This window comes from Shewanella surugensis, assembly GCF_023284005.1.
Classification (GTDB): domain Bacteria; phylum Pseudomonadota; class Gammaproteobacteria; order Enterobacterales; family Shewanellaceae; genus Shewanella; species Shewanella surugensis.
The window spans coordinates 37763-61643 of the sequence record NZ_JAKIKS010000004.1; the positions used below are offsets into that span (position 1 = coordinate 37763).

A 23881-nucleotide genomic window follows, 5' to 3' on the forward strand; every position below is an offset into this window, starting at 1 on the left:
TCTCATTGGTTATCATTTTACATGCTTGATTTTTTTCGCTGTTTCAAATAGCCATAATGCTAATCCCCCCACCAGCACACCAAAGATAGTATTGAATACGCTCGGTAAGATATAAGCCAATAAGGGACCGACGAATAACCAAGCTTGCGTTAAGACTGAAATAGAGACAAAAAATGCTGACACTCCATGCAAGCCATGGGTCAAAATTCCCCCTCCTACCATAAACATCGCTATGGTACCTACCACAGATAAACTTCTCATCAGTAATGGGGCTGCACTCAATAACATAAACCCGACTTTTCGCTTTATTTTAGCAAAATATCCCGATGCCTGTTGTCGAGTCAGGTAAAGACCCGCATCATCCATTCTGACAATGGCGGCTACAATCCCATAAACCCCTATCGTCATGACAATCGCAATAATGACCAAAGTAAAAAACTGTGTCATTAAGCTCATTTGCGCTACAACCCCCAAGGTAATTGCAATGATTTCAGCCGATAAAACAAAATCCGTTCGAATCGCCCCTTTCACTTTTTTAGCCTCATAGGCTTGCAGATCAAGTGCGTCATCATCGTCTATGTCGTTATCGCCTGATGTGGCTTTTTGATTACCTTGCCTTTTATGTGCATACGCATGATAAACACTTTCAACGCCTTCAAAACATAAATACAATCCACCCATCATCAATAAAGGCATCACCGCCCATGGAATAAAAGCGCTAATCAATAGCGCTAGTGGCACTAGAATACATTTATTTCTAAAGGATCCTTTCGCCACCGCCCATACCACAGGCAGCTCTCTGTCGGCGTTCACGCCCGACACTTGCTGGGCATTTAGGGCTAAATCATCCCCTAATACTCCGGCTGTTTTTCGTGCAGCCATCTTACTCATGGTCGCCACATCATCTAAAATAGTGGCTATATCATCAAGTAAGGTTAATAAACTGGCACCCGCCATCTTTACACCTCATATTTGTAAGCTATTAATTATTTTATAAAATATAATACTACCGGCATTGACCGACACTCACATCTGCTCCTTGTTAGGCATTTAATGCTAAATCATCCCCCCCTCTAATATTCCGGCTGTTTTTCGTGCAGCCATCTTACTCATGCTCGCCACATTATCTAAAATGGTGGCAATATCATCAAGTAGGGTTAATAAACTGGCACCCGCCATTGAGACTCCTATATCGATTAATAAAAAATGACTCTGCTTATTACGTCACTGTCAAAATACGCCTTCCTGCTGCGGCTCACAATGGCTTTCTCATTTTTAATCCTCTTGCTTTTAATAAAATTGTTTTTCTGTGTGGAAAATCGGAGATCAGGCATTAGGAACAGCGTATACTAATACCACTCTTTAGCCTTGACGAGATAGAATAATGACACAAGATGAAATGAAAAAAGCCGCTGCTTGGGCCGCACTCAAATACGTTGAACATGACAGTATTGTCGGTGTAGGGACGGGATCGACGGTTAATCACTTTATTGATGCACTCGCGACCATGAAAGCCGATATCGAGGGCGCTGTTTCCAGTTCTGAAGAGTCTACTCAAAAAATGAAAGCCTTAGGGATCCCAGTCTTCGATCTCAATAGCGTTAATGAACTTTCACTCTATGTCGATGGTGCCGATGAAATTAATGCTAGCATGCACATGATAAAAGGCGGCGGCGCTGCGCTGACTCGTGAAAAAATCGTTGCAGCCGTTGCCGATAAGTTTATTTGTATTATTGATAGCAGCAAACAAGTGGATATTTTAGGTGAATTTCCCTTACCCGTTGAAGTGATCCCAATGGCCCGTTCTTATGTTGGCAGAGAACTGGTTAAATTAGGCGGCGACCCTGTTTATCGTGAAGGTGTTATTACCGATAATGGTAATATTATTTTAGATGTCTACAACATGAAAATCATGCAAGCTAAGGTATTAGAAAAACAAATCAATGCCATTGTCGGCGTGGTCACTAACGGTTTATTTGCTCACCGCGCTGCTGATGTATTATTAGTCGGTAAAGAAGCCGGTGTTGAAACGATCACTGACTGACCTCTGGATAATCGATTAAAAGTACAATATGGCGGGTTTCAGTACCTGCCATATTATATATATTAATTTTATTGCATATCAAGCCGCTTCAATCTGCTCAATTAATAACAGGAACGACCGAAAGAGCTTTTATAGCATAACCACCTTTAATTTCAATAACTTGAATTAAAACTGCATCTTTCCCAACACATCCCAAACTGACTCTAAGTGCTTGTAACTTCCTCCTGCTTCGATGTATGGTACACCATATATACACCATTTTGTTTAGAACAGATCAAGAAAGTAGGGGTATAGCATGGCATCCTATTCTATCGAAAAACGCAAAAAAGCAGATGGTAGTTTTAGCTATCGCTGTGGGATCATTGTTAAAAAATCTGGCAAGATTATACATCGGGAGCAAAAAACATTCTCGAAAAAAGCGCTAGCGGTAACGTGGGGAAAAAACAGATGTGCTTATTTAGAAGAAAATGATGTATTAGAAATAAATAAAGTCATCACAATTAATGAACTGCTTAACCTTTATTTTGAAAACCATGATTTGTGGAACGCCACTGGCACCACTAAACGCTATGTCATTAACATGCTCATGGATTGCGATATAAGCAAGATAAAAACAAATGCACTTAAGACAAGTGATTTAATCGAGCATTGTAAAAATCGCCGTGATGCAGGAGCTGGTCCAGCTACGGTTTACCATGATATTGCTTATTTACGCAGTGTAATGAAAAAAGCTCTACCCGTTTGGAATATTACAGCTAACTTTGCCATTTTCGAAGCTGCTATTCCTGTTCTTATTGATATGAAATTGGTCGGAAAAAGCCAAAAAAGGACACGACGACCAACAACTAATGAATTAGATAAATTAAAACTAGGCCTTCAGCAACGTATGGACTCGAGTACCAATAATACAGTACACATCCCTTTTGTTGATATTCTCGATTTTAGTATTTTAACCTGCATGCGAATTGGTGAAGTTTGCAGACTCAAGTGGGATGATTTAAATGAAGATCATAAAACAATTTTCGTACGTGACCGTAAAGATCCCCGCAAAAAAGAAGGCAATCACATGATCGTGCCGCTTTTAGGAGGAAGCTTCGATATAGTTAAACGCCAACCAAAAACAGATGAACTTATTTTTCCTTATAAATCCCCATCCATTACCTCTGGATTTCAAAGAGTTAGAAACAAGTTAGGCATTAACGATTTGCGTTATCACGATTTACGTCGAGAAGGGGCAAGCCGTTTATTTGAAAAAGGTTACTCTTTAGAGGAAGTCGCCCAGGTAACTGGGCATAAAAACTTAAATATTTTGTGGACGGTTTACACGCAACTCTTTCCGCATAAGTTACATGATAAATTTGCAGATGAGTCAAGCGGTGATGGGGCTTAACTTTCCATCTAATGCGGCCGCTTGTGATTGATAGCCGGTAAAGCTACTGGCTTGATCGGGTGGCGCGCCTCTACCGTGTGTGTGTGCTGCCAAACTGGTGTTAGTACTTTTAACCACTGCAATTAAATCAACAACAATTTGCGCTAAGTTTACCTCCTCACTACCGACCCATATTTTAGGGGCTTGTACTCGAGCTAAGTCTGCAGCCTTAGCTTCTAATATTTTTAAACTTTCGATGTTGATATTGGCATGAGCCTTAATATCAACTTGTTGTTTGCTACCAAGCAGTAAGTTATCTAATGCTACGAGTAATGCTTTTTCACCTACTTGGGTTTTTAATGATCCCATCACTTCATTAATCTGATTACCCTCTATCATGGTTTTATCATGAGTGGCTATATGGGTACTTCTTTCGTGATAACTTTGCTCACGAACTTGAGCGTTTACGATAGATGTTTGACTCGTTTGTTTGATGCACCCATCTGTTTGAATATACCAATTTTCATTGGTGCCGCTGATTTTACTACGACTTGATTGCTGCAGTGTCACATCTGATTGTCGATGCTCAGTCACCAAGGTATTGAACGGCAACAATGCAGTGATCACCGGCATAGAATCTAAACCATCAATGTATTGAATAAGGCACTGCATTCCTACGCAGGGCGATATAAAAACGCCTCTGTCATTTGCTTGTCCTGTGGCTAACGTCACTTGTTCAAAAATGGGTACCGCTAAGGCGTGGCCTGTTACAGCATCGAGCAATTGCACATCCACGGCCTTATAGGCTCTAAATGGGCTACTCACTTTGGCCACATCAACGGGTAAGTCATAAATACGTTCTATTCGTGCGAGTTGCGGGACATGCTTACGCTGGCCAAGCTCTGGGTATAAACGCAAAATTAAGCGCTTAATAGCGTTTTTGACCATGTTATCTCCTGCGTATTTTTTGATAAAACCACTTGTGTGATATATCGACCATTCAGCTTTATGCCTGGCCTCATTTTAGGGATCACCAATAACCTTCCCGTCGTGGCCGTCTTAGTGACAATCGGATGCTCAGAAAAGTCAGTAATAGGATTGTTAGCCCAGCCGCTATCGTGCCAACTGCCAACATAAATTTTACCGTCACTTCGTTGCTGAAAAATATAATCAGTTATTTGATAAATTCGCCCTAAGCTGCGTAATGCGCTGACCCCATCACCACTATGGTGGAAACAAGGCACTGGATTATTAATATATTCAGCCTCGGGATAAACAAACTCAACACCAAGCAGGGATAACCCTGAAAGCACATGCTTTAAAGTGGCAAAGCGTATGGCTAACGGTGCAGGAAAAGAAAGCGCCCCAATTAATTCACGACAAGTTAAAAACCACATTCCCTGGCTAAAATGTTTCTTCTCGATCACACCCAGAAAATAAGGAATAAGAGTTGATACTTGATAACCCAGATGTAGTTCAACTAAACCGCTTGGCTCGCTTTCACAACACACCACAAAGATAGCGCGACCTGTTGAAAATAAATCTAACTGCACATGATCGCTCACAATGTTAATCACTGGCTGACCGCCGATGGTCAATACTTTAGTTAATTTAACCGACTCCGCCATTAAGGACCATCCTGTTCGGTAAACTTATCTTGTACTGCGTTATGGCCATCACTTGAAACTGATTGAGTATTCGATACGGCTGTTGCATCTAATTGCTGCTGCTCGCGTTCCGACTTACTCAATAACTCTGTTAATTTAAAAGCGATAGTCCACGCCTTGACATCATCTTCTTCAGTTGCCAACACTTCGCCATCAAACTTAGCTTTACGCACTTTAAACGCGCTAGCTACATCGCTATTGATGGTATAAGGCACGCGAGCGCCGTTTTCATCGAGCGCTTTTGCTTTAGTTACTAGCTCTTCTAACTTTGACACATCGACAAAAGGCACCTTGGTTGTTACCGTTAATATCGCCGCTTTGATGCCGTTATCAGCATTTATCAAAAAAGAGCCGGCGCCTGATAAATCTTCTCCTGCCAATTTAAAACCGCATTTTACTTTGGTTTCATAACCTGGCACTTCCCAACCGTCCAATGTGATCATTTCTCTACCCAAATATTGACATTAATTGTGATAACTCACCTGCATCACCCACGAATAAACATTGCACCCAATGCTCATTATTATCACCTCGCGCTTTTACCTGCTCTGCTAACCCTCTTGCACTACTGGCATTAAATTGCTCTATAAATAATCCGTGATTAGCAGGAGTGAATGCGGTTTGTGTTAGCCTGGCATCTCGCGCTGACTTCAATTCATCCAACTCATTTAAAGCCGCATCAATATCGCTAATCAAGCTTTTGCCCGCATCATCGACCTGAGATAAACCCACATCATTATATTGTTGAGACAAAGGAAGTAACGCCCTAGGTTCTGCAATATGACGCCATTCTAATGATTGGCAACATGCTAGCCCGCGCTGTATTTTATCGAGATCCAACATGGCCAAACTTGCTGCAAAGCGTGCGGCTTCAAGAAACACCGACAACGGACAATATGCATTCATTGCTGTTAAGCTCGAGACTAAGTTCCCCGCGCTTTTTGATGACACATAAAGCAATAATGCATTAAATTTCTCGGGCCGCTGCGAACGGCTTAAATCATTTAATGCTCTCGATAATGCCAAGAACCCCTGAGCGCTAGTTGTACCTACATTAGGCGCATAACTATGGTGGCTAATGCAATGCATCACGCAGGCGCTATCGCTAGCACGCTCTCTTTAAAATACGTTTCAGCCAGCAATACTAATGCATCACCGCTTAACTGTAGTTCGGTACTTGTATTACTGTTACGCCCGACATAACTCACTGCCATGATTGCTGCTGTATGGGTAAACCCGTGTGTAAATGACATTAATCTATCCTTCTAAGTGAAATTGTTTTCGAAAATTAAGGTTTTGCTGTATCTGAATTGTGAGCCAAGATCCATTCACCGCTTAAATTGACGAAATAATTATCTAACTCCTCAACATCAAGATTAACCGTGTTTATTCTTTCTTCTACATATTCAAGCGATTCAACGAGGACGGGATCATTATCAAGTGAGTAAATTTTATCGCCCACTTTTATATTTGATATTGCTATCCATCGCCAATCATTAAATGCCTGACTCAACACTAAAAAAGGGTGCTCATACGTCACTTTTACGTCATCATTTAAAATATAGTGAGCCGGATCGGAACCGAGTATTAAACTTCTAACCGTGGCGCTTTTTATTTCAACTTCTTCAACATCATCACTTTTAACAGTCTTCCATTCTGTATCGTTACCAGTGGCTAAAATTGGGTGATAAATAGATTTAACCTTGTCGCCCACCCTAAGCATTTCAATAGCAACTGAAGCGCCATTTTCAAGCAAAACTTGTGTACCCACTTCAAAGCAAACATCGGGAGGATTTGTCCCACCTGTTCCACCACTTGAACTTGAAACGTGAGTGAGTAATTGTTCGAAAAGCTCGGCAACGTAAATCCTTTGAACTACATTTGAATTTTGAGCGCAAAATAAAACGTAACCAGCCTCAATAGTACCGCCCGCTTTTGATTCAGGCGATCTTGATAAAGACATGTTTGCGCAATTAACTTGATTAACCGCTAAACCACCGTAAGCGTCACGAATTACTACTTTGTTAGATATTGCCTCCTTTGAACATGATGATATTTGCAAGTATTTTGACGCTAATGAGTTACCGTTCTCATGAAAAGCCTTTGCTTGTAGACTTCCGTTTGAATCTCTTGCCGCTATCGTGGTAGCTACTGCTCCGTAATTAGGTTTAAGCCCTTGAAGTAATTCAGCGTTAGCGGATTTACCGTCAACCGTTAGATATATCTCTCTTAATTGTTTGCCATGCTCATAAACATAGCCTTGAGTCCATAAATCATTACCCATTGCACTTGTTGGCTTTCCATTTTGGCACCAAACCGCTTGATGACCTCCGCCCATTAATCCCGAGTTTGTTCCGTCGCCGTCATTTATCTTGTTACCATAAGCTCTAGCTAAGCCGTACAAATTGCCAAAATCTTTACCTGTTAGCCCCAATTGATAAGCAGCACCCATAGAGAATATTAAGCTAACCGATTCTATGGAGTAATCCCCATAAACTCCGGCTTTCGCTGTAGGAGAGCTTGCAATTAACTTTCCCGTAAAAGTTTGATCTGTCGTTTCATTATTTAAAAATACCGATCTTATATTTTTGCCGTCCTCGTAAAAGCTTTGACTAGTTACTTTAGTGAAAAATGTATTGCCGCTCGCGTCCCTTTTTGCAATTGAATTATTAGTCGCCAACGAGGTTGGTAATAATCCGGCTAGCTGAGATGAATTAACCGAAGTCCCATCTTCAGAAAGCGCTCCGACTTCTGCAGCCGTTGGTGGGTTTGATGTATCGTATTGACGCGCCCATGGCGTCCATGTGCCGTTATAAACTCCGCAAACATACGTTTCGCCATCGTGATAAACTTTATATGTATATGTAACCCCAGAACCAGACGACAGCGTTACCGTTAATGATCCAGCCAACTCAATAGGGTAGTTTAATTCTAACTTGGCTGACACTGAAGCGTCTTGATGATAATGCCCTACCTCTAAAGCGGGGTTCTGTATATCCTCGTCCCACAACCTCGTTGAATTAGTAATAGTGCCTTTAACTATTACAGCTACCTCAGAATTTAGAACATATTGCGAATGCGGATTGGCATGACTTAAATGCGCGGCAAAGTCTTCACTGCGTAAAAACTCAGAGTCACTGGTTTGCCAGGGAAGTGTCGACAAAGTGATACCGAGTTCACCTGCCACGCTAGCCCCTCGCCAGACGATACTTTTTACACTGTAATTACCGGTAACCGCGCCGACTGTTTTGGTCTTGGTTTGCTCGCTGGTATGTACAATAGCAATTAACACCTCATCGCTATTAGCTTGAGTCGCAACAACACCATAGGCGTTATAAGTAAAATCACCAACGCTATAATCCAGTACTGCACTCATAAGCACAGCATTACCATTGAGTTTTGATACTCGCTCAACAGGGTGTGATGCCACTATATGACTGTTATCAATTGTGCTATCAGGATCAATCGGTAAATCAGCATCTAGATTAGGAATATAAGCAAACACAAAGTGAGTAATATTTTGCACTTCATCGCCTGCAAACACCGCGTTTTTATAATCAATGCCTGCGTTTGTTATTGTTAATTGGCTCATCCAATGACCTCTTTTTCAAATTCAATAAGTGCAAAACGCTCGTCAGTATTCACGGCGGCCACTGCGCTTAAAAAATAGCGGCTACAGGTACGGCCATAACTGGCAATAATCGCGTTTATTAATTCTTCACGCTCAGCAAATTGGCTCTCTAACATCAGGATTTCGATTTGATCCCAATCAAAGCCTTCTACCCGTTCATTGATATCAATAATATCGAAGCCTAAGCGCCAAAAAATGGCTTTCATGCCTGCCGGACTGCCTGCATCTTTTGCATTAGCAAAGGCATAGATCACTCGTTTGCCATATATCTCTATTGACTCATTGGCTAAACGGGTGATCCCCCGCTCCCACGCGAGCAGGTCTAAAATTTGAATATCGCTGTCTTCTGAATGTTGCTGAGTCAACCACCAATAGAGATAGTTCTCGATATCTCGCCAAAATATTTCAATGACTTTTGCCAGGGAATTAACATCGCTAGACTGAAGCCAAACGGGTAATTGTGGGGTGAGTTTGGATATTGATTGTGGCGTTCGCTGGCTCATAAGAATGTCACCTTGTCAGGTAATGGCAGTGACAAAGATGGCGCAATATTATTATTCGCAAATTTGATGCTTTTAATTTCAGGAAAGTTATTATGCAATTCAGCTTCTAATTGACTGAAACTGAATAGCGCATCGGGCTTACAACGAGTGGGTTGATAATCATTGTTTTGCCTAAAGGCCGCACGAATAAATTGCTCTATATCACTGCGTTTATCTTGAGTATTAATGTGCTGTAATAAATTAACATCTATATCAATACTGGATAACGGCACCGCAAATACTTTTAAATCATCACCGTCACCGTGATTACCCGCCGCAATATAATCATTCACTCTATCGAGTAGGGCTTGACTGACTTGGCCAACATCTAAATACAGATACACATCAACAGAACCTGGTCCACGCGGGGCTGTTTTATCAAACACAATATTATCGGCGCTAATACCGGTATAGGTTGCAATGATGGTGCGATATAAAGAATCGACGTGATAACTGCCTAATGTGGCGAACGCATCACGAAACCTGAGTTGATAATTTTCATTGGTTTCGACATCCTGACCGGCAATGATCAGCCAATCATCATTATTGGTAATGCTAACGCCTTCAATAGACTCTTCTAAGTAAACATAATAACCACGGCTGAGGTTATAATTTTTACCTGAAAACTCCGCTTGAACCACCACTTGCACTTGGCTTTCATTGGCTGAAAATTCAGTATCAAATAACGAGACTAATGTATAAACGACACCATTGATGGGAATAGAGTGAATACGGGTACCCGCCGCTATAACAAGCGCACTTGTCGTATCAGCTCTGGAAAACGTAATATGCCCTTGTACTTTTACCTCTGTTAAACGGGGTAATTTACGGGCATCACCGTGTAAATCGAGCCATTCATCTTTTGCTAGCCTGGCAAAGGAATTTGGCATGATTTGCGTTGCTAAAGTATTAATCAAATCTAACGCAGGCTCTGTCACCATGGCTTTTTGTAAACGCCAAAACGGGCTCATAGGCGATTTATTATTAATCACAAAATCGCTATTTTCTAGGATAGACTCCAGTTTGACTTGCATCGAATAACTATCAGTTGGAATACCCGCTTGCTGCATGATGCGTTTAAAATCGACCTCTTTCATATAGATCCCGCTTGCGTGTTAATATTGTATTGTCGAGTCTCAGCATGAATTGATAGGGTATGGTCGCTGTTATAAAACAGCTCTATGGTGCCAGGCTTTAATCGATCGTCTTTTTCAACTTCAAGTTCAAGCTCTGTTAAAATAGGTGCAATTGAATTGTTATTACGCAGCTTAATGAGTCGGGTTAACATGCCAGACTCGATAATTCGGTGTTTAATATCTTGGGCGATCACTTGTGCTTGGGTTAACTGACTTGGCTCAAACACGCTATTAAAATCTAAATCACCATCGAGAATATTTAAATCAATGTGGATCATCCCGCTAGCTCCATCATGTACTCTGCTGTTTGCTCTGGGCTATCCGATTGCAGCGTTAAGTTATCGATATACACGCGTTTACTGTTATCGGTTGAGCTTTGATTGTTGGTGTTATTACTGCTTGATAGCGATTGTAAATAAGATGAACGCTCAACACGTCGAGTCACATTGGCGTTTATCGTTTTAGCCGAACTGTTCGCGTTATCAATTTTCTGATTAACCTCTTGCACACTCGATAAATTTTGCGGCGTAAACTGTGTCGCATTGTGATTAACTTGGGCAATTCGTTCGTTAATGCTGGTCATGCTAGGAGAGTCACCCGAAGCGATTTGTTGCGCCCGTTGATTAACATTACCAATGCGGCTGGTAATATCATGCACACTGGCGAGATTACCCGATGTCATGTCATTGGCTGCTAAGGCTTTATTCAATGTTAAGTCTTGGGGTTGAGTGAGCGTTTGCTGAGTACTGCTGACGTTTTTCGTTAAATTAGCATCTAGCTGAACATCATCACTCATGCCAAAAAAAGCACTTACGGCACTACCAATAACCTCGCCAAAATTAGCCCCCGTTTTCCCTGCACTCATTAGCGCCTCTTCACAGGCATTAACTGGGCTTAACAAACGGGTAAACCATGAACATAGTTCGCCCACCTTGCTTCCTAGCCAAGAAAACAATTCACCAACAGGAGCAAACACACTCCCCAAGCCACTAAAAAGGGTAATAACAGGGGAAAAACCTTGTTTAAATCCATCCCAAAAACCCGATAAAAATGCCGATATCGGCCCCCAGTATTTATAAATGATTGTGGCTAACACAATCACACTCAATGCAACCCAAGTGAGCGGATTAGCCAGTAAGGCAGATGTAAAGGCCCACGCGCTAGCGGTTGCTGAAATAAACATCGCTTTAAGTCCAGCTAACACGCCACCGCTCCAGATGACCTGATATTGCCAATGAAGTAAGGCGCGACGGCCCCAGTTAATCGCCATCGTTGCTTTATTCATAACAAAGGCATAGGTCTGAGTCACAGAGCTTAAGCCCACCATGCCGAACCTTGTTAATCCAGAGATAATGTTAAACGCACTCATTGCGATCATTGCACCGACAACGGTCAGCGCCAAGGTGACCGCAACCCCTGTAAGCAACGGGAAATGGTCACTGAGTAATCGCACTCCGTTTAACATCATCGCCAGCAATTCAATCACTGGCTCAATAATGGGTAACACTGCCTGACCTAAACTCGTCGCAACGGCATTAAAGCCACCGCTGAGTCGATCCCAAGCCGTTGTTTGTGCATCGGCCATATCAATGGCGGTTTGCATGCCTGTTTGTTGGTTTAAATCTTGAATATTATTTTTAAGCTGAGACACTTGAGGCAATAGCAATTCAATTAATGCGGTCGCTTCACCACTGCCAAAGGCTTTGCTAAGGGCACCCGATTTAGCCACTGTGTCCATATTCATATCACCAAACTTTTGAGATAAGCGATCTAACACTTGCGGCATAGGTAACAACTTACCCATGGTATCAGTGAGTTGTATGCCTAATGCTTTTTGGGCATTACCCACACCCGCTAAGAATGCTTTATATTTAGTACCTGCTTCGCTGCCCGACATAGTGGCTTGTAATTGCCCCAGTACAGCCATGGATTCTGCCATTTCAATACCATGGCTTTTCGCGCTGGCACCAAGGCTGGTAAACGCTCCTGACATCTCGGTACCGTTGGTTTTAAACATGCGTACCGCTGTTGCTGTTTGCCCTGCTAATTGCTCAACCCATGTGTTTTTCCCCATGGCTTTGGCATTATCTTGATAAATACCGTACATGGTACCGAGATAATTTGTAGCAGTGCTGGCATCGGCTTTGGTGCCTTTGGCCATCACTGCCGAGGCATTCGTAAAGGCACTTAATTCTTCGCCCGTTAGTCCTGCTATGGAGGATTGAATATCATAAGAGGCGCTGATCACTTCACTCGCATTACCGCCATATTTGGCGGTAAAGTTAATAGCGGTATTATTGAGTTGTTGTAATGATGAGTCTGCCACCCCCAATGATGACACCTCGCCTAACGCCTGATTTGCTGCAATAGCGGGATTAAGGGAGCCGACCAGCATCATGGCCCCACCTGCGGCACCCACAAATCCACGCATCATGGTTTCTTGGGCACCCGCCGTTTGCTGACTTAATTGATTAATGCGGTTCATGATCTGATTGACAGGGCCCGATGCTCTATCGACCACGCCTATGGTATACATGAGTCGCTCTAATCGACTTAATCCACTCATCCTTAATCCTCAGATAGCGCTCGACAAATGCCGTTATTTACAGCAAGGGTTTGTTGGTTTTGATAATCGTTTTCTAAAAATAATGCGGTGGCTAAGCTGTCCTCAGTAATATCATGATGCGGAAGCCACTTAGCCTGATAAGCAAGCAATTGATCTACTCGGTTTCGGCCGATGTCTCTTGCTTGCTGTTCGATTTTTTTACTGTGATATTAAACTCTGGCTGATATTCTTCGACAATAGCTCCCACTAGATACATAGACGCACCAGGTAACGTTAAAAACTCTTTCAAGCTTTTTCGGTGTTCTTTTTTCACCACTGAAAGTAAAAAGTTAGTCGCTGGCTGCACTTTATTCTGTGGATTATTGGTATTGATATACTTGTTATAAGATGTGATATCTACATCAAAGCTAAATTCACTGTCGTTAACTTCTAATGTAATGGTTTGCTCTAACGCCATAATAATTCTCGCTGTATTAATTAATAAAATAGGTTTTAAGCGGCTGCTTCTATTTGAAAGTCGGCTTGCTCAAATAAGGTGTAACTAAAGTTAGGCCCGTAAGTTTTTGCTGAGTCACGGCACAGAGTCATAAACTCATCAAAGTCTTTTGGGTTAGCAAAGACTTGGCAACCCGCGCTCCACTTGTCGACTTTTGTTGACTCATGCTGCGCACTGGCTCGATGACAATTAATGCCAAAATAGCCGGTTTGTAATTGGGCGTGATGGATACTGGTATCAATGACACTATCTTTATCGTTATCACGTAATACTGTCATTGGGCCACGTTGCACTAATGCAGCATATTGACCTCGGTGATAACCCAATCGCCAACAGCTTTTATGCTGCATAGGCAAAAGAACGGCTGTACCATCGACATTGCAAGGCTGCTTTCTAAAATAGAGCCCCGCATCGGTGGTGGCTTTATACTGTTTTAATTGCCACTTGCCTTTTTGTTGATACAAGAGACAAAGCACATCATTAAAGGTATTGGCACGGTGATCACTACTACGAACGCCAATGATATTGAGGTTTAATTCACCTTCAAACACACGATATTTTTTAAGTTTCATTGCGTTTAATATTACATCGGGTGAAAGCGGGATTATTTTGGTCATTAGAGATCCCTTACTTCATCTTCGGTTAAATATGGGGTACCGTTTATTTTAATAAAGTCAGAACTCGTCACAGGCCCTTTTATAGTTGTAACGTCTTCCTCACCACCTTCGGCCTTAAAGCTCAACACATCATCAAGTTGAGGTAATACGCCAAACGCCTCGACATTCTTTTTACCTGCATCGACTTCTGCTAAAAAACTAATATCGAACGGCTCAATACCTTTCCAGCTTCCCGCCGATGAAGCCTGTTCTTGCACCAATAAAAAGTTTTCATGATCCAGTTTTATGGTCACCTCGGCATCGACCGGGCCATCTATAAACCCTTTGGGAATTCCCCGTACTTTTTTGACTTTGCGGCCATCGGTTATCTTTACCGATGCTTCGATAACGTGAACCATTTTGTCACCGATGAAACAATCAAAATCTTTACCGCCTAATGCTTTTACTGTCATGGTTTACTCCTTCTCGCTTCGGTCTAACATGATGCCAACCAATATTTCAGACGGGCTGTCGACGGGCTGTACTTTTAAAATGACTCGTAGCTGGCGTTCATTCATAAAGGTTAAGCTCACGGCATCATCTTTAGGCGGGCGTATATCACCAGGGAATTTATCAGCACCAATATTGATAGGCTTTGACATATCCCGCAGGGGTTTACCTAGCACTCGTTTACCAAAAGCGATACCCGATGGTGAATTATTCAGACGGCGGTTTTTAATTTGGTGAATGGCTTTTATGCGCACTTCGCGCGCGGCTTTATCGATAATGCGGCCTATTTCTATGGTTTGAAAATCACCACCTTCAGCATCGAGCAATTGCACATCGCCAAAGTAGGTACCATCGAATCCTGGATAAAATTGAGTACAACTAAAACGCTGCACATCCAGTGCCGCTAATGTGGCATTGGTCAATGGTGCACCATTTTTGTCTATTGGAGCGGGTAATAAAGACATGGCCCCCGTTAAAACACGCATAGGACTATCGGCTATCGTGACACTGCGTTTACATAAACGCCCTGCCACCCCGCCCAATTCGTCACCATGAATTTGAGGAATAAGCGCAACATGAACGGCAACAACACCATCGCTAAGGGGCGTAAGCGATGCGTTATATTCGGACCAAGTTTGAGTTGTACTATCAATGCCTGGCACCGCAATAAGTAAACGTAAATAACGCGCATGCTTTGATAGCATTTCTAACGCGACCGCTTGATAAGCCTCCACCTCTGCTTTACCCGTTACAGGCAAACAAATGGCTATCATTTCAGGATAAATATTCTCATCCATGGCCTTATTGATGGCATCAAACACATTATCACTTTCATTTATTCCTAATGCATAACCAGAGACAAGATCGTCACCATTGCGAACCCATGCTTTAAGCTGGGTTTTTAAATCAGAGTCAGCCTCGCCAAATAGCGCATCAAAATCAGACTGCGCACTAATAGGTTCAATTTGCTCACTCACTGTAGCTGTAACACCAATAAACAACATGGTGCGCTCAATCTCTTTTGTTGCGCCGCTGCCCGTATTGAGCGCGGCGACACTGACCTTACCTTGTGCCATGATGTTCCCTTTTATTAATGGCGTGTCGCCTGATCAAACATGTAATTTTTTAACTGTTTATATTCATTTTGGTTTTGACCCAGGAATGAACGAGAAGGCAATTGAATATCCCATTGCTGTTGACCTTTTTCTTGTTCTTTTAATATCCGTAAAATCAGTCCCGCTTGACCTAGCTTTAAATTTTCTTTAATCCATTTTAAGCTAGGTGTTTTCCAGCCTTTACCGCGTTTTTTTCGAATGGTGTAACCTGCTTTTATTAAAGCCTTGGCCTGTTTAGTGGTTGCTGGCCCTTGATAATCTGGTTGGCCTTTTGGCGCTGTATGAGTGAGTTTTTCACCGTCTTGGTGCGCCCTTGCCACCTTAGCGACTCTTGGACTGGCAAAGGTAATATTGGCGCGGTTCTCATTGGTGTGAACCTGTAAATGCTTACCCAGTTTTTTAAGCATTTTGGCTTTACGCCCATTACTACGGCCTTCCCATGCTTGGCCATTTATTCCTTTTTGCGCTTTTAACCTAGCTTTGCTGTCGCGGCGCACCTTGCGACCCGCACCGCGTAAAATTTGACGACGCTTTCGCCCTGGTAATGTAAGTAAATTAAGCGTCTTTGCTGACTCAGTATTAATATCGATATTAAGCATTAGGTTCCCGCCTTAACTTGGGGTTCTAATACTTGAGACTCTAATAAAAATGCTTCGGCGATCCACATTGATTGCTCACCAAAGTCATAATGTTTATCACCGAATAGAAAAGGGCCATCCGCTTGTTCAATAAGCTCAATATTTTCTTGAAAATCTTCGATAGTAATTTCAATATCACTACTATTGTCATCATTAATATCTGCACTAAACTCTATTTTTTTAGCATCATATTTACCTGTATTTTGTTGCACCCAAAAACTGATATAAGTACAAATGAGTGCCGCAGGAGCTGCACACGGATTAATACTTATCACCCCCGCATAGGTAAAACGGGCGACGAGTAAACCGGTACCATTAATGCGCTTACTCGCGGGATCAATACTCCCGCCTTCAATCCATGAATCAAACTGACTGGCATGCGCTAACTTATGGCCTTTGTAATTTGCCTCCATTAAATAGCCGGTCAGCTCGGTTAATTTGCTCATAGTAAAGACACCGACAAATAGCCTGACTCGGCCATTAAATACTGCATCGCACTATTTGACTCAATACGCCAAAATTGCTCGTTATCTACTGCCTGTACTTGCTGCGCTGCGCCTTTATCTCTATGACTCTGACCTAACCGGCTAATTAATAATGTGGCCTTGGTCAGGCTGTACACGGCTTTTTTATAAAATAGCGATAGCGTTTCACCATCTGGCAACTCGTTTAATGTGCTTACACTGTGCCAGTGCAGCTTGGCGAACCCGGTTAACTCGCGGTTAATTTGATGCATGGCTAATGTCAGTTTATTAATCGACGCTTGTTGATACTCAGGTGAAACACCGTAATCACTCATTAATTCGGCAGTTGAGAGATCAGGATAAAAGCCATTATTGATGATGCTATGATCGTCTGTTGCCACCTTGGGCATACCTGATAAATCCATTATTTCTGTCCCAACCAAATTAACGTTAAAGGGTGTGGGCGCCACTCAATAAACGGACTCAGTACAAATTAATGACAGAGGTCGTTATTGAGTTGCCCACTGGCGATAGAGACGGTTAAATATTAATCTCGACATCAATCTTTTTAGCTAATTCTCGCGCGGCCTTTTTTACACCTGCGCTATCGTTTAACAATGTCGCTTGTAGGAAATGACGTAATGCGCGGCCATAGTTATGTTGTTGCTGCTCTAATTTACCTGCGACGGAAAAGAGCTTGCCCGCCACAATAGGATTGAGCGCCCATGCCTGCTCATTAAAATAACGAATTAGTGTAGAGACACGCTCCGTAATGTTTAATAAATCCTCTGCTGATATGTCATCAATATTCGAAAGCTTATCGACCGCGACATCATAGATTTGGTCAATCACAAACTCACCCCAATGTGGCGTTTTAAAACGCGTGGGTAACTTTTGCCCCTGTGCAATAAGCAAAGGTAAAAAAGCAAAGGCTTCGGTATAGCGCTGTAAATCAATCAGCCAAATAAACACCCAAGCTAAGATGATGTTAGGGTGATTGGCCCCGCTATGCTGATAGTTTTTGCAATAATCTAAATAGCCATTTTGTTTGATGGCATCGCTTTTATATTCGTCTTTATCTTCCAGAGTATTAAAGGTTTTTAGCTGAGCTAAATCCGCTTCAATTGCCGCTTTCATGATTTCAAATGAAGCCTGCTCCGCCCCTATTGGCTGAAGTGTTTTATGGGTGACTGTTTTATCAGAAGTTGAAGACCTATCAACGACAACCACATTCTTAAAATTACCCACTCCTGAATTTAAGCGAGCCGCTTTCGCAGCTTGGGCTTTTTTGACTAAGCTCATCGTATTTCCTTATTCCCAAGTGCTTGTTTTTGCGTTGTACAACTGCACACTATCCGATTCAATAAAGTGAATTTTTTCTAAGTCTTCAACAAAATAACAATCATTGCGTGATTGATAGTCTTCGACGCGTTTTTTCTTAGCATTGCTTTCAGTGCTAATACGAGTCGAACCACTTTGAATGTAATGACTGAGGTTATCAAACGAGGTAACCATAATGCCGCGGGGCGGGAAGAAGGACACTTGGAAGGCTTTTAAACTACCGTAAGTACCAATGACTTGTTCAATTTCAATCTTGGTTTTTTCGCTTGGCTTTTCAGCTTGGGCGGCATAGAGCTTATTTTTATCATCAGCGAGTAAATCACTACCAATAATGGCCACTAAGCCAATTCGCTTTTCTAGCGGGATCCCTTGAATTAAATCAAGTACAGCTTGATCGAGATTTTGATAATCAGCATCAGTATGTACGCCAATTTTAACACTGCCATTATTGCTAATCGCGTTTTCTGGTGCATCGCGGCGCACTAGTTGAAACCAACCGATATTGACGTCCTGTAGCATAGGATTAGTACTTTTATTAGTTTTATTGGCTGCCGAGGTGCCATGCCAACCAATTTTAATAATATCCAGCGCTATAGCCTGTTTAACATGACTTCGATAACGTTTGTGAAAGTCGGGGAATTTTGCCCATTGATCCATTTTGACCCACGCCATATGCACATCACACTCAACGGGATAGCAGCGGTATTCACGAGTATCTAATGCTGAAACATCCGTTGTTTGTCGCTCAGCATTGTCATCAGTTTCAACACCGGCGCGACCAGTCACGCCGCCATCAACCCTCATGATCACCGATTGACCGATAAGGTCGTCAACAAGTGCGGTGTTAATTCTCGTTAAAAACTCGGCACTTTCATAAACAGCATCATACAATCGTTGTTCAGTAGTGGGTTCAACATTGAATTGCTCACTCACACCTTTTACACCATAACTTACTGCCAACGCTATGGTGATCTTATTGAATTTCTGTAGCGTTTTTGTTTTCATCTGTATCCCGTTATTCTGTTTCTACCTGTGCCTAAACACCCACCCAAATATTCATAAAATTAAAGCAAGTCGCCTAATTCACCTTCATCGCCTAAGTGCTCTTCTTCACCTGGCGTGGTACCAAACTGGGGGGTTTTTAATGCTTTTGTTAATTGAGTACTTAATGCAGTAACTGAGCTATTTATTTTGTCGAATGCAGCTTGTTGCTCTTTTGAGAAAAGAGCCGCTTCAGGTGGTGTGGTGTCATCAGCTCCACCTTCATCATTGCCACCACCCTTGGTACCACTGATTGTAAGTGCGGCTAAGGCTTGAGTATTTCCTGTTATAGCCTCATTCATTTGTTTCAGTGGTTCGCTTAATGCTTCAGTTAATGCACTGGCAAAGTCTTCTTTCTTCATTTCGGGTTCTTCCTTTTTAAATAGCCCTTTAAATAGGTTTCGTTTAGGCAATCGCTCTTGAGTTAACTCGACTTTGGTTAACTGAACTTGGAATGATTCAAGACCTTTTGAGCTTTGATTAAATTTGGCTCTTTCTGTGTAGGTACTGGCGGGGTAATCGGTAACGGCTAACCCCGTTAAATAAGTGGCGCCTGATTTGATAAAATCGCGGTCGATTTCAATACTAAAATACACGGCTTGATCGGCTTGGTTTAACGTGACAAAGGACGCATTAGGCGCGAGTACCGCATATAAGACTTTAATGCCTTCATCATTTACACCTGTGGTGACTTCAAGCACATCGCCCAACATACCGCCATTTAAGTCAATGTTATAAAGGTGCTTTGCTTCCCAACCTGACCACTCACCTGAATGATCAATATTGATGCGAGCACCGTATTTTTTGTAGTTGTAGGTTTCGACAATATCGTCAATATCTTTGTCAGTAATTTCGCGTCCATCGACGGTCATTCCGACTGCGGCAATGGCTAAAGGTATGGTGCGTAATTGACCTGGCATAGAGTTTGTTCCTAAACGTGTTGCATGCTAATTTAAAAGATGTCTTCACCTTGTTAGATTTCTAGTTTGCACCCGTTTTTTTATCTCTTCCAACTGTTTAACTTTTTGAAATTCCTATTTTTATGTTTTAGGAATAGACAGGATAGGCACATAAAGAATTCACGCTTTTAGCCCTATAAACTGCCAATATTGATTCAATAATTGGCAGCCTATGAAACTCAGATACCGTCCTGATATTTTAAAAACTGCACGACAGCATTATGTGTATGGCGGGCTGACATTTGATGAAATTGCCGCATTAGATGAGATGCCCTGTGCGCGGACATTAAGGCGCTGGGCCATTGATGAGAACTGGACAGAACTATGCCCAGCAATTGATGCTGAAACCTCTTTTAGCCGGCGCCTTTGTTTATTAGCAGAAAAAGAAAATAAAAATGATGCTGACTATAAAGAGATCGGATTTTTAACAAAGCAATTAGTTGCGCTCACCCAAACAAGACAAGCCCCAGCTAAAGCCCGTCAGGATAAAAACAGCGAACAAGGCGAGAATAAGCACAGTAAGAAAACACGTAAGAAACGTGTTAAAAATGATTGCAGTAAAATAACCAAAGACATGCTGGATGAACTTAAAGATAAGTGGCTTTATCCGCATCAATTGTTTTGGTTTGATAATCAAGATCACCGTACTCGTTTTATTTTAAAGCCTCGTCAAATAGGCGCGACTCTCTACTTTGCTTTTGAAGCATTTTATGACGCGGTAGTAAACGGTAAGAATAAAATCTTTATTTCAGCCTCTCGAGATCAAGCTGAGATTTTTAAAGCTAACATTATCGCCCTTTGTAAAGAGCACTTTGATATTGATTTATCCGGCTCTCCTTTGGTGCTTAGCTTAGCGAACGGTAAGAGTGCCAGTTTATATTTTAAATCCACCAATGCTCGGACCGCGCAATCAGCATCGGGCGACTTATATGTTGATGAAGTCTTTTGGATCCCTAAATTTAAAGAGCTACGCGGTCTTGCTCAGGCTATGGCTACCCAGAAACAATATAAAATCACTTACTTTTCGACGCCTTCAGTTAAGAGTCACGAGGCCTATGATTTATGGTCCGGAAAATGGTTTAAAAAGACCATGGCCTGTAACGACCCTAATTTTGAAATTGATGTTGAACATAAAACATTAAAAAATGGCCTCCTTTGCGGCGATGGAATATGGCGACAATTATTAACTGTGGTCGATGTCGTTAAATCAGGTTTTGACCGAATTGATATAAATTTACTTAAAAGTGAATATTCCAAAGATGAATATAACAATCTATTTATGGGTAAATTTATTGATGATGCCCATTCAGCCTTTAACTTAAAAGACTTATTAGCCTGCGTTGGTAACAGAGACAAGTGGAACGATTATGAGCCTGAATGGGAACGCCCTTTTGCCATGAAACCTGTGTTGATTGGTTTTGATCCCGCTCGCACAATCGATAAAGCCACAGTAGTGGTATTAAGTTGCCCGCTAAAAAGCACCGAAAAATTCAGGTTATTAGAAACCTTAGATTTAACCGGTAACGATTTTGAAACCATGGCAGAGGCCATAAAAGAACTCACCCTTAAATACAATGTGCAGCATATTGGCGTAGATACCACTGGGATCGGCTACGGAGTGTTTGAATTAATCCAACGTTTTTACCCCATGGCTATGCCGCTGCATTACAACCCGATACTTAAAAATAAATTAGTCATAAAAGCCGTTAACGTAATAAATAATAAACGATTTGAGTTTGACGAAAACGCCCCTACTGTAGCGGCAAGCTTTTTAAATATCCGTAAAAAAGTGGTTGGCGATCAAATTAGTTATGCCACCAACCGCACCGCATCCACAGGCCATGCCGATATTGCCTGGGCAATTATGCACGCCATGATTTATGAGCCTCTTTCAGGCGTACACATACAAACAAGTATAGGAATCGCAGCTTAATGACTACTCCAAGAATGACCGTGCGCGCAGGTGATACGCCCAATTATCGCAGCAGTATGATTGATTTTGCATTGGGCGACCCAGAGCCTTGTTTAGATAATAGAATGACCGAATATGTGGGTATTTGGGCAGATATGGACGGACTTTATGAGCCGCCGATCAGTCTAAATGGCTTAATCAATTTACTCGGTGTAAACGCACAGCATGGGCCTATTTTATATTTTAAAGCCAACATGATCGCAAAGTGGTTTAAGCCAAACCCGTTAATTAATTATCGCGCGTTTAAACGCGTTGCATTTGATTACGGTTGGTCTGCTAATGCTTATTTGCAAGTGATCAGCAACACATTTGGACAGGTCATTCAATTAAAGCATTTACCCGCAGTAACAATGCGCTATACAAAAACGTCAGGGGTATATGTTCAATTACAAAAAAACGGGAATAAAGTCTTTTTTAATCCTGGCGAAGTCATCCACATAAAAGAGTATCACCCCAAACAAGGGATATACGGTATTCCACAGTATTACGGCGGCATTCAATCCGCATTACTCAATGAAGATGCCACCTTATTCAGGCGGCGCTATTTCAAAAACGGCTCACATATGGGGTTTGTGTTTTCAATGGCAGATCCTTTTATCAGCCCCGAAGATGAGAAAAAACTCTGTGATGCAATATTACAAAGCCGTGGTGTGGGTAACTTTAGATCACTCTTTTTGAATAACCGTTCGCCTAAAGGGGATGCCGAAAAGACTGTAAAGATAACCCCCGTGGGTGATATCGCCACCAAGGATGAATTTGAACGCATCAAAAAAATCACCACAAATGACATGCTTTCAATGCACCGCGCACAAGAAGCATTATCGGGTCAGTCGTCTGGTGACAGCCCGGGCTTTGGTGATTTAGATAAAATAACCAAAGCTTACTACAACAATGAAGTCGTTCCGCTTCAGCACGACATGCGCACCATTAATGAATACTTACCAAAACAACAACACATTGATTTTATTGTACCTGACTATTCTGATTTTCTAACTAATGGAGCAAGTGTATGAACTGGAATGAATTAGGAGAGGTATTTCAGCGTTGGTCTCAACTTTGCGGTGTGGCCGTACTCGCCGCCGCCGTGCAAATGTATATCAGCCGGAAAAAATTCACATTTACCCATTACTTTATGTCGGTATTGATGGCTATTTTTGCCGCTTACCTTGCCGATAGTTTTTGCACTTACTTAACGTTAGCCGACAGTTTAAAGACAGGGATCATAGGCGTATCCGCTTATTGTGCACCGCACATGATGGACGGGCTTGATAACTTTGGGAAGTACATAGCGAAACACCCCGCTAAATTAATCTCTATGTTTTTTAAGGGCAAATCATGAGCATACTCACATCAATACTCAGCATTTTTACTAATCCTATCGCCGATTTGACCGGAGGTTATCGAGAGCGAAAACGCATTGCAGCAGAGTCTGCAAAAATGCTTGTTGATGCCGAGATAAAATTAAAGATATCTAAACTTGAAGCTAAGGCTAGGCGATTTGAACAAACAGCGAATAATGATGCTGATTATGATATGCAGGTGCTAAAAAACCGCAATGAAAGCCTAATGGATAACGTTATTATATTTGTCTTTTCAGCCCTCTTAATTGCGCATTTTATCCCACCTCTACAACCGTATATAGCGGGAGGTTGGCACGCTATGGGGTATAAAGGTGCGCCTTGGTGGTTTGAATTTATCATCGTTGGCATCGCCGTTAGCACCTTGGGGTTAATGGGCCTATTTAGAATTTTTTGGCGACAAAAACCGAATAAAAAAACAAGTAAATAGCTCTAT

Annotated in this window: 29 protein-coding genes; 6 read left to right on the forward strand and 23 right to left on the reverse strand. The window is 42.0% G+C overall.

Going from position 1 to position 23881, the window contains the following annotated elements; translation table 11 throughout:
- Positions 1–12 precede the first annotated feature (12 nt).
- Both L2764_RS02025 and L2764_RS02030 read right to left on the reverse strand, forming a co-directional pair.
- The gene (locus L2764_RS02025) at positions 13–957 is read right to left on the reverse strand and encodes a DUF808 domain-containing protein (protein WP_248938572.1); all 945 of its coding nucleotides are present in this window, start codon (positions 955–957) and stop codon (positions 13–15) included.
- Positions 958–1056: 99 nt separating this feature from the next.
- Entirely contained in the window at positions 1057–1179 is a 123-nt protein-coding gene (locus L2764_RS02030; RefSeq protein ID WP_376708366.1) for a DUF808 family protein, read from the reverse strand.
- Positions 1180–1384: 205 nt separating this feature from the next.
- Between L2764_RS02030 and rpiA the strand changes: the two genes are divergently transcribed.
- Both rpiA and L2764_RS02040 read left to right on the forward strand, forming a co-directional pair.
- A complete protein-coding gene (gene rpiA / locus L2764_RS02035) occupies positions 1385–2044 on the forward strand; it encodes a ribose-5-phosphate isomerase RpiA (protein ID WP_248938573.1) in 660 nt (219 codons plus the stop codon).
- Positions 2045–2339: 295 nt separating this feature from the next.
- Positions 2340–3434, forward strand: coding sequence for a site-specific integrase (locus L2764_RS02040; protein ID WP_248938574.1), 1095 nt, complete (start codon positions 2340–2342; stop codon positions 3432–3434).
- Here L2764_RS02040 and L2764_RS02045 read toward each other — a convergent pair.
- The 21 genes from L2764_RS02045 to L2764_RS02140 form a co-directional block, all read right to left on the reverse strand.
- Positions 3414–4361, reverse strand: a complete 948-nt coding sequence (locus L2764_RS02045; RefSeq protein ID WP_248938575.1) for a hypothetical protein — start codon at positions 4359–4361, stop codon at positions 3414–3416. The two genes, L2764_RS02040 and L2764_RS02045, sit on opposite strands and share 21 nt — an antisense overlap.
- Positions 4334–5041 carry a hypothetical protein gene (locus L2764_RS02050; protein ID WP_248938576.1) on the reverse strand — a complete coding sequence of 236 codons (708 nt, stop codon included), beginning with the start codon at positions 5039–5041 and terminating at the stop codon, positions 4334–4336. The genes L2764_RS02045 and L2764_RS02050 overlap by 28 nt, the downstream gene beginning before the upstream one ends.
- Complete coding sequence (locus L2764_RS02055) at positions 5041–5523, reverse strand: baseplate complex protein (protein ID WP_248938577.1); 483 nt, start codon at positions 5521–5523, stop codon at positions 5041–5043. Before L2764_RS02055 ends, L2764_RS02050 begins: the two co-directional genes overlap by 1 nt.
- 4 nt (positions 5524–5527) lie before the next feature.
- Positions 5528–6106 (reverse strand): hypothetical protein, encoded by a 579-nt coding sequence (locus L2764_RS02060; RefSeq protein ID WP_248938578.1) that lies wholly within the window; start codon positions 6104–6106, stop codon positions 5528–5530.
- 62 nt (positions 6107–6168) lie between these two features.
- The gene (locus tag L2764_RS02065; RefSeq protein WP_248938579.1) at positions 6169–6333 is read right to left on the reverse strand and encodes a hypothetical protein; all 165 of its coding nucleotides are present in this window, start codon (positions 6331–6333) and stop codon (positions 6169–6171) included.
- A 35-nt stretch (positions 6334–6368) separates the two neighbouring features.
- Positions 6369–8672, reverse strand: a complete 2304-nt coding sequence (locus tag L2764_RS02070) for a phage tail-collar fiber domain-containing protein (RefSeq protein WP_248938580.1) — start codon at positions 8670–8672, stop codon at positions 6369–6371.
- The gene (locus tag L2764_RS02075) at positions 8669–9214 is read right to left on the reverse strand and encodes a phage tail protein (RefSeq protein ID WP_248938581.1); all 546 of its coding nucleotides are present in this window, start codon (positions 9212–9214) and stop codon (positions 8669–8671) included. The genes L2764_RS02070 and L2764_RS02075 overlap by 4 nt, the downstream gene beginning before the upstream one ends.
- Entirely contained in the window at positions 9211–10350 is a 1140-nt protein-coding gene (locus tag L2764_RS02080; protein ID WP_248938582.1) for a baseplate J/gp47 family protein, read from the reverse strand. Before L2764_RS02080 ends, L2764_RS02075 begins: the two co-directional genes overlap by 4 nt.
- Positions 10347–10667, reverse strand: coding sequence for a DUF2590 family protein (locus L2764_RS02085; RefSeq protein WP_248938583.1), 321 nt, complete (start codon positions 10665–10667; stop codon positions 10347–10349). Before L2764_RS02085 ends, L2764_RS02080 begins: the two co-directional genes overlap by 4 nt.
- A complete protein-coding gene (locus tag L2764_RS02090) occupies positions 10664–12955 on the reverse strand; it encodes a phage tail tape measure protein (protein WP_248938584.1) in 2292 nt (763 codons plus the stop codon). Before L2764_RS02090 ends, L2764_RS02085 begins: the two co-directional genes overlap by 4 nt.
- Positions 12956–12957: 2 nt before the next feature.
- Entirely contained in the window at positions 12958–13104 is a 147-nt protein-coding gene (locus L2764_RS28115; RefSeq protein WP_376708367.1) for a DUF6890 family protein, read from the reverse strand.
- A gap of 5 nt (positions 13105–13109) precedes the next feature.
- On the reverse strand, positions 13110–13412 hold the full coding sequence (locus L2764_RS02095) for a putative phage tail assembly chaperone (protein WP_248938585.1): 303 nt from the start codon (positions 13410–13412) through the stop codon (positions 13110–13112).
- A 35-nt stretch (positions 13413–13447) separates the two neighbouring features.
- On the reverse strand, positions 13448–14068 hold the full coding sequence (locus L2764_RS02100; RefSeq protein ID WP_248938586.1) for a hypothetical protein: 621 nt from the start codon (positions 14066–14068) through the stop codon (positions 13448–13450).
- Positions 14068–14520 (reverse strand): phage protein, encoded by a 453-nt coding sequence (locus L2764_RS02105; RefSeq protein WP_248938587.1) that lies wholly within the window; start codon positions 14518–14520, stop codon positions 14068–14070. The genes L2764_RS02100 and L2764_RS02105 overlap by 1 nt, the downstream gene beginning before the upstream one ends.
- 3 nt (positions 14521–14523) lie before the next feature.
- Complete coding sequence (locus L2764_RS02110; protein WP_248938588.1) at positions 14524–15633, reverse strand: DUF2586 domain-containing protein; 1110 nt, start codon at positions 15631–15633, stop codon at positions 14524–14526.
- Positions 15634–15647: 14 nt separating this feature from the next.
- A complete protein-coding gene (locus L2764_RS02115) occupies positions 15648–16271 on the reverse strand; it encodes a phage virion morphogenesis family protein (protein ID WP_248938589.1) in 624 nt (207 codons plus the stop codon).
- The gene (locus tag L2764_RS02120) at positions 16271–16756 is read right to left on the reverse strand and encodes a phage tail protein (RefSeq protein ID WP_248938590.1); all 486 of its coding nucleotides are present in this window, start codon (positions 16754–16756) and stop codon (positions 16271–16273) included. Before L2764_RS02120 ends, L2764_RS02115 begins: the two co-directional genes overlap by 1 nt.
- A complete protein-coding gene (locus tag L2764_RS02125; RefSeq protein WP_248938591.1) occupies positions 16753–17199 on the reverse strand; it encodes a head completion/stabilization protein in 447 nt (148 codons plus the stop codon). The genes L2764_RS02120 and L2764_RS02125 overlap by 4 nt, the downstream gene beginning before the upstream one ends.
- A 115-nt stretch (positions 17200–17314) precedes the next feature.
- Positions 17315–18076 (reverse strand): phage terminase small subunit, encoded by a 762-nt coding sequence (gene gpM, locus L2764_RS02130; protein ID WP_248938592.1) that lies wholly within the window; start codon positions 18074–18076, stop codon positions 17315–17317.
- Between the two features lie 9 nt (positions 18077–18085).
- The gene (locus L2764_RS02135; RefSeq protein ID WP_248938593.1) at positions 18086–19120 is read right to left on the reverse strand and encodes a phage major capsid protein, P2 family; all 1035 of its coding nucleotides are present in this window, start codon (positions 19118–19120) and stop codon (positions 18086–18088) included.
- 59 nt (positions 19121–19179) lie between these two features.
- Positions 19180–20076: a GPO family capsid scaffolding protein gene (locus L2764_RS02140; RefSeq protein ID WP_248938594.1), complete on the reverse strand. Its 897-nt coding sequence runs from the start codon at positions 20074–20076 to the stop codon at positions 19180–19182.
- A gap of 211 nt (positions 20077–20287) precedes the next feature.
- Here L2764_RS02140 and L2764_RS02145 point away from each other — a divergent pair, with 211 nt between their 5' ends.
- Genes L2764_RS02145 through L2764_RS02160 form a run of 4 tightly spaced genes read left to right on the forward strand, consistent with a single transcriptional unit; the run spans position 20288 to position 23875 of the window.
- A complete protein-coding gene (locus L2764_RS02145; RefSeq protein WP_248938595.1) occupies positions 20288–22048 on the forward strand; it encodes a terminase large subunit domain-containing protein in 1761 nt (586 codons plus the stop codon).
- Positions 22048–23100 carry a phage portal protein gene (locus L2764_RS02150; protein ID WP_248938596.1) on the forward strand — a complete coding sequence of 351 codons (1053 nt, stop codon included), beginning with the start codon at positions 22048–22050 and terminating at the stop codon, positions 23098–23100. Before L2764_RS02145 ends, L2764_RS02150 begins: the two co-directional genes overlap by 1 nt.
- Positions 23097–23426 (forward strand): phage holin family protein, encoded by a 330-nt coding sequence (locus L2764_RS02155; protein WP_248938597.1) that lies wholly within the window; start codon positions 23097–23099, stop codon positions 23424–23426. Before L2764_RS02150 ends, L2764_RS02155 begins: the two co-directional genes overlap by 4 nt.
- Positions 23423–23875 (forward strand): hypothetical protein, encoded by a 453-nt coding sequence (locus L2764_RS02160; RefSeq protein ID WP_248938598.1) that lies wholly within the window; start codon positions 23423–23425, stop codon positions 23873–23875. The genes L2764_RS02155 and L2764_RS02160 overlap by 4 nt, the downstream gene beginning before the upstream one ends.
- Positions 23876–23881 lie beyond the last annotated feature (6 nt).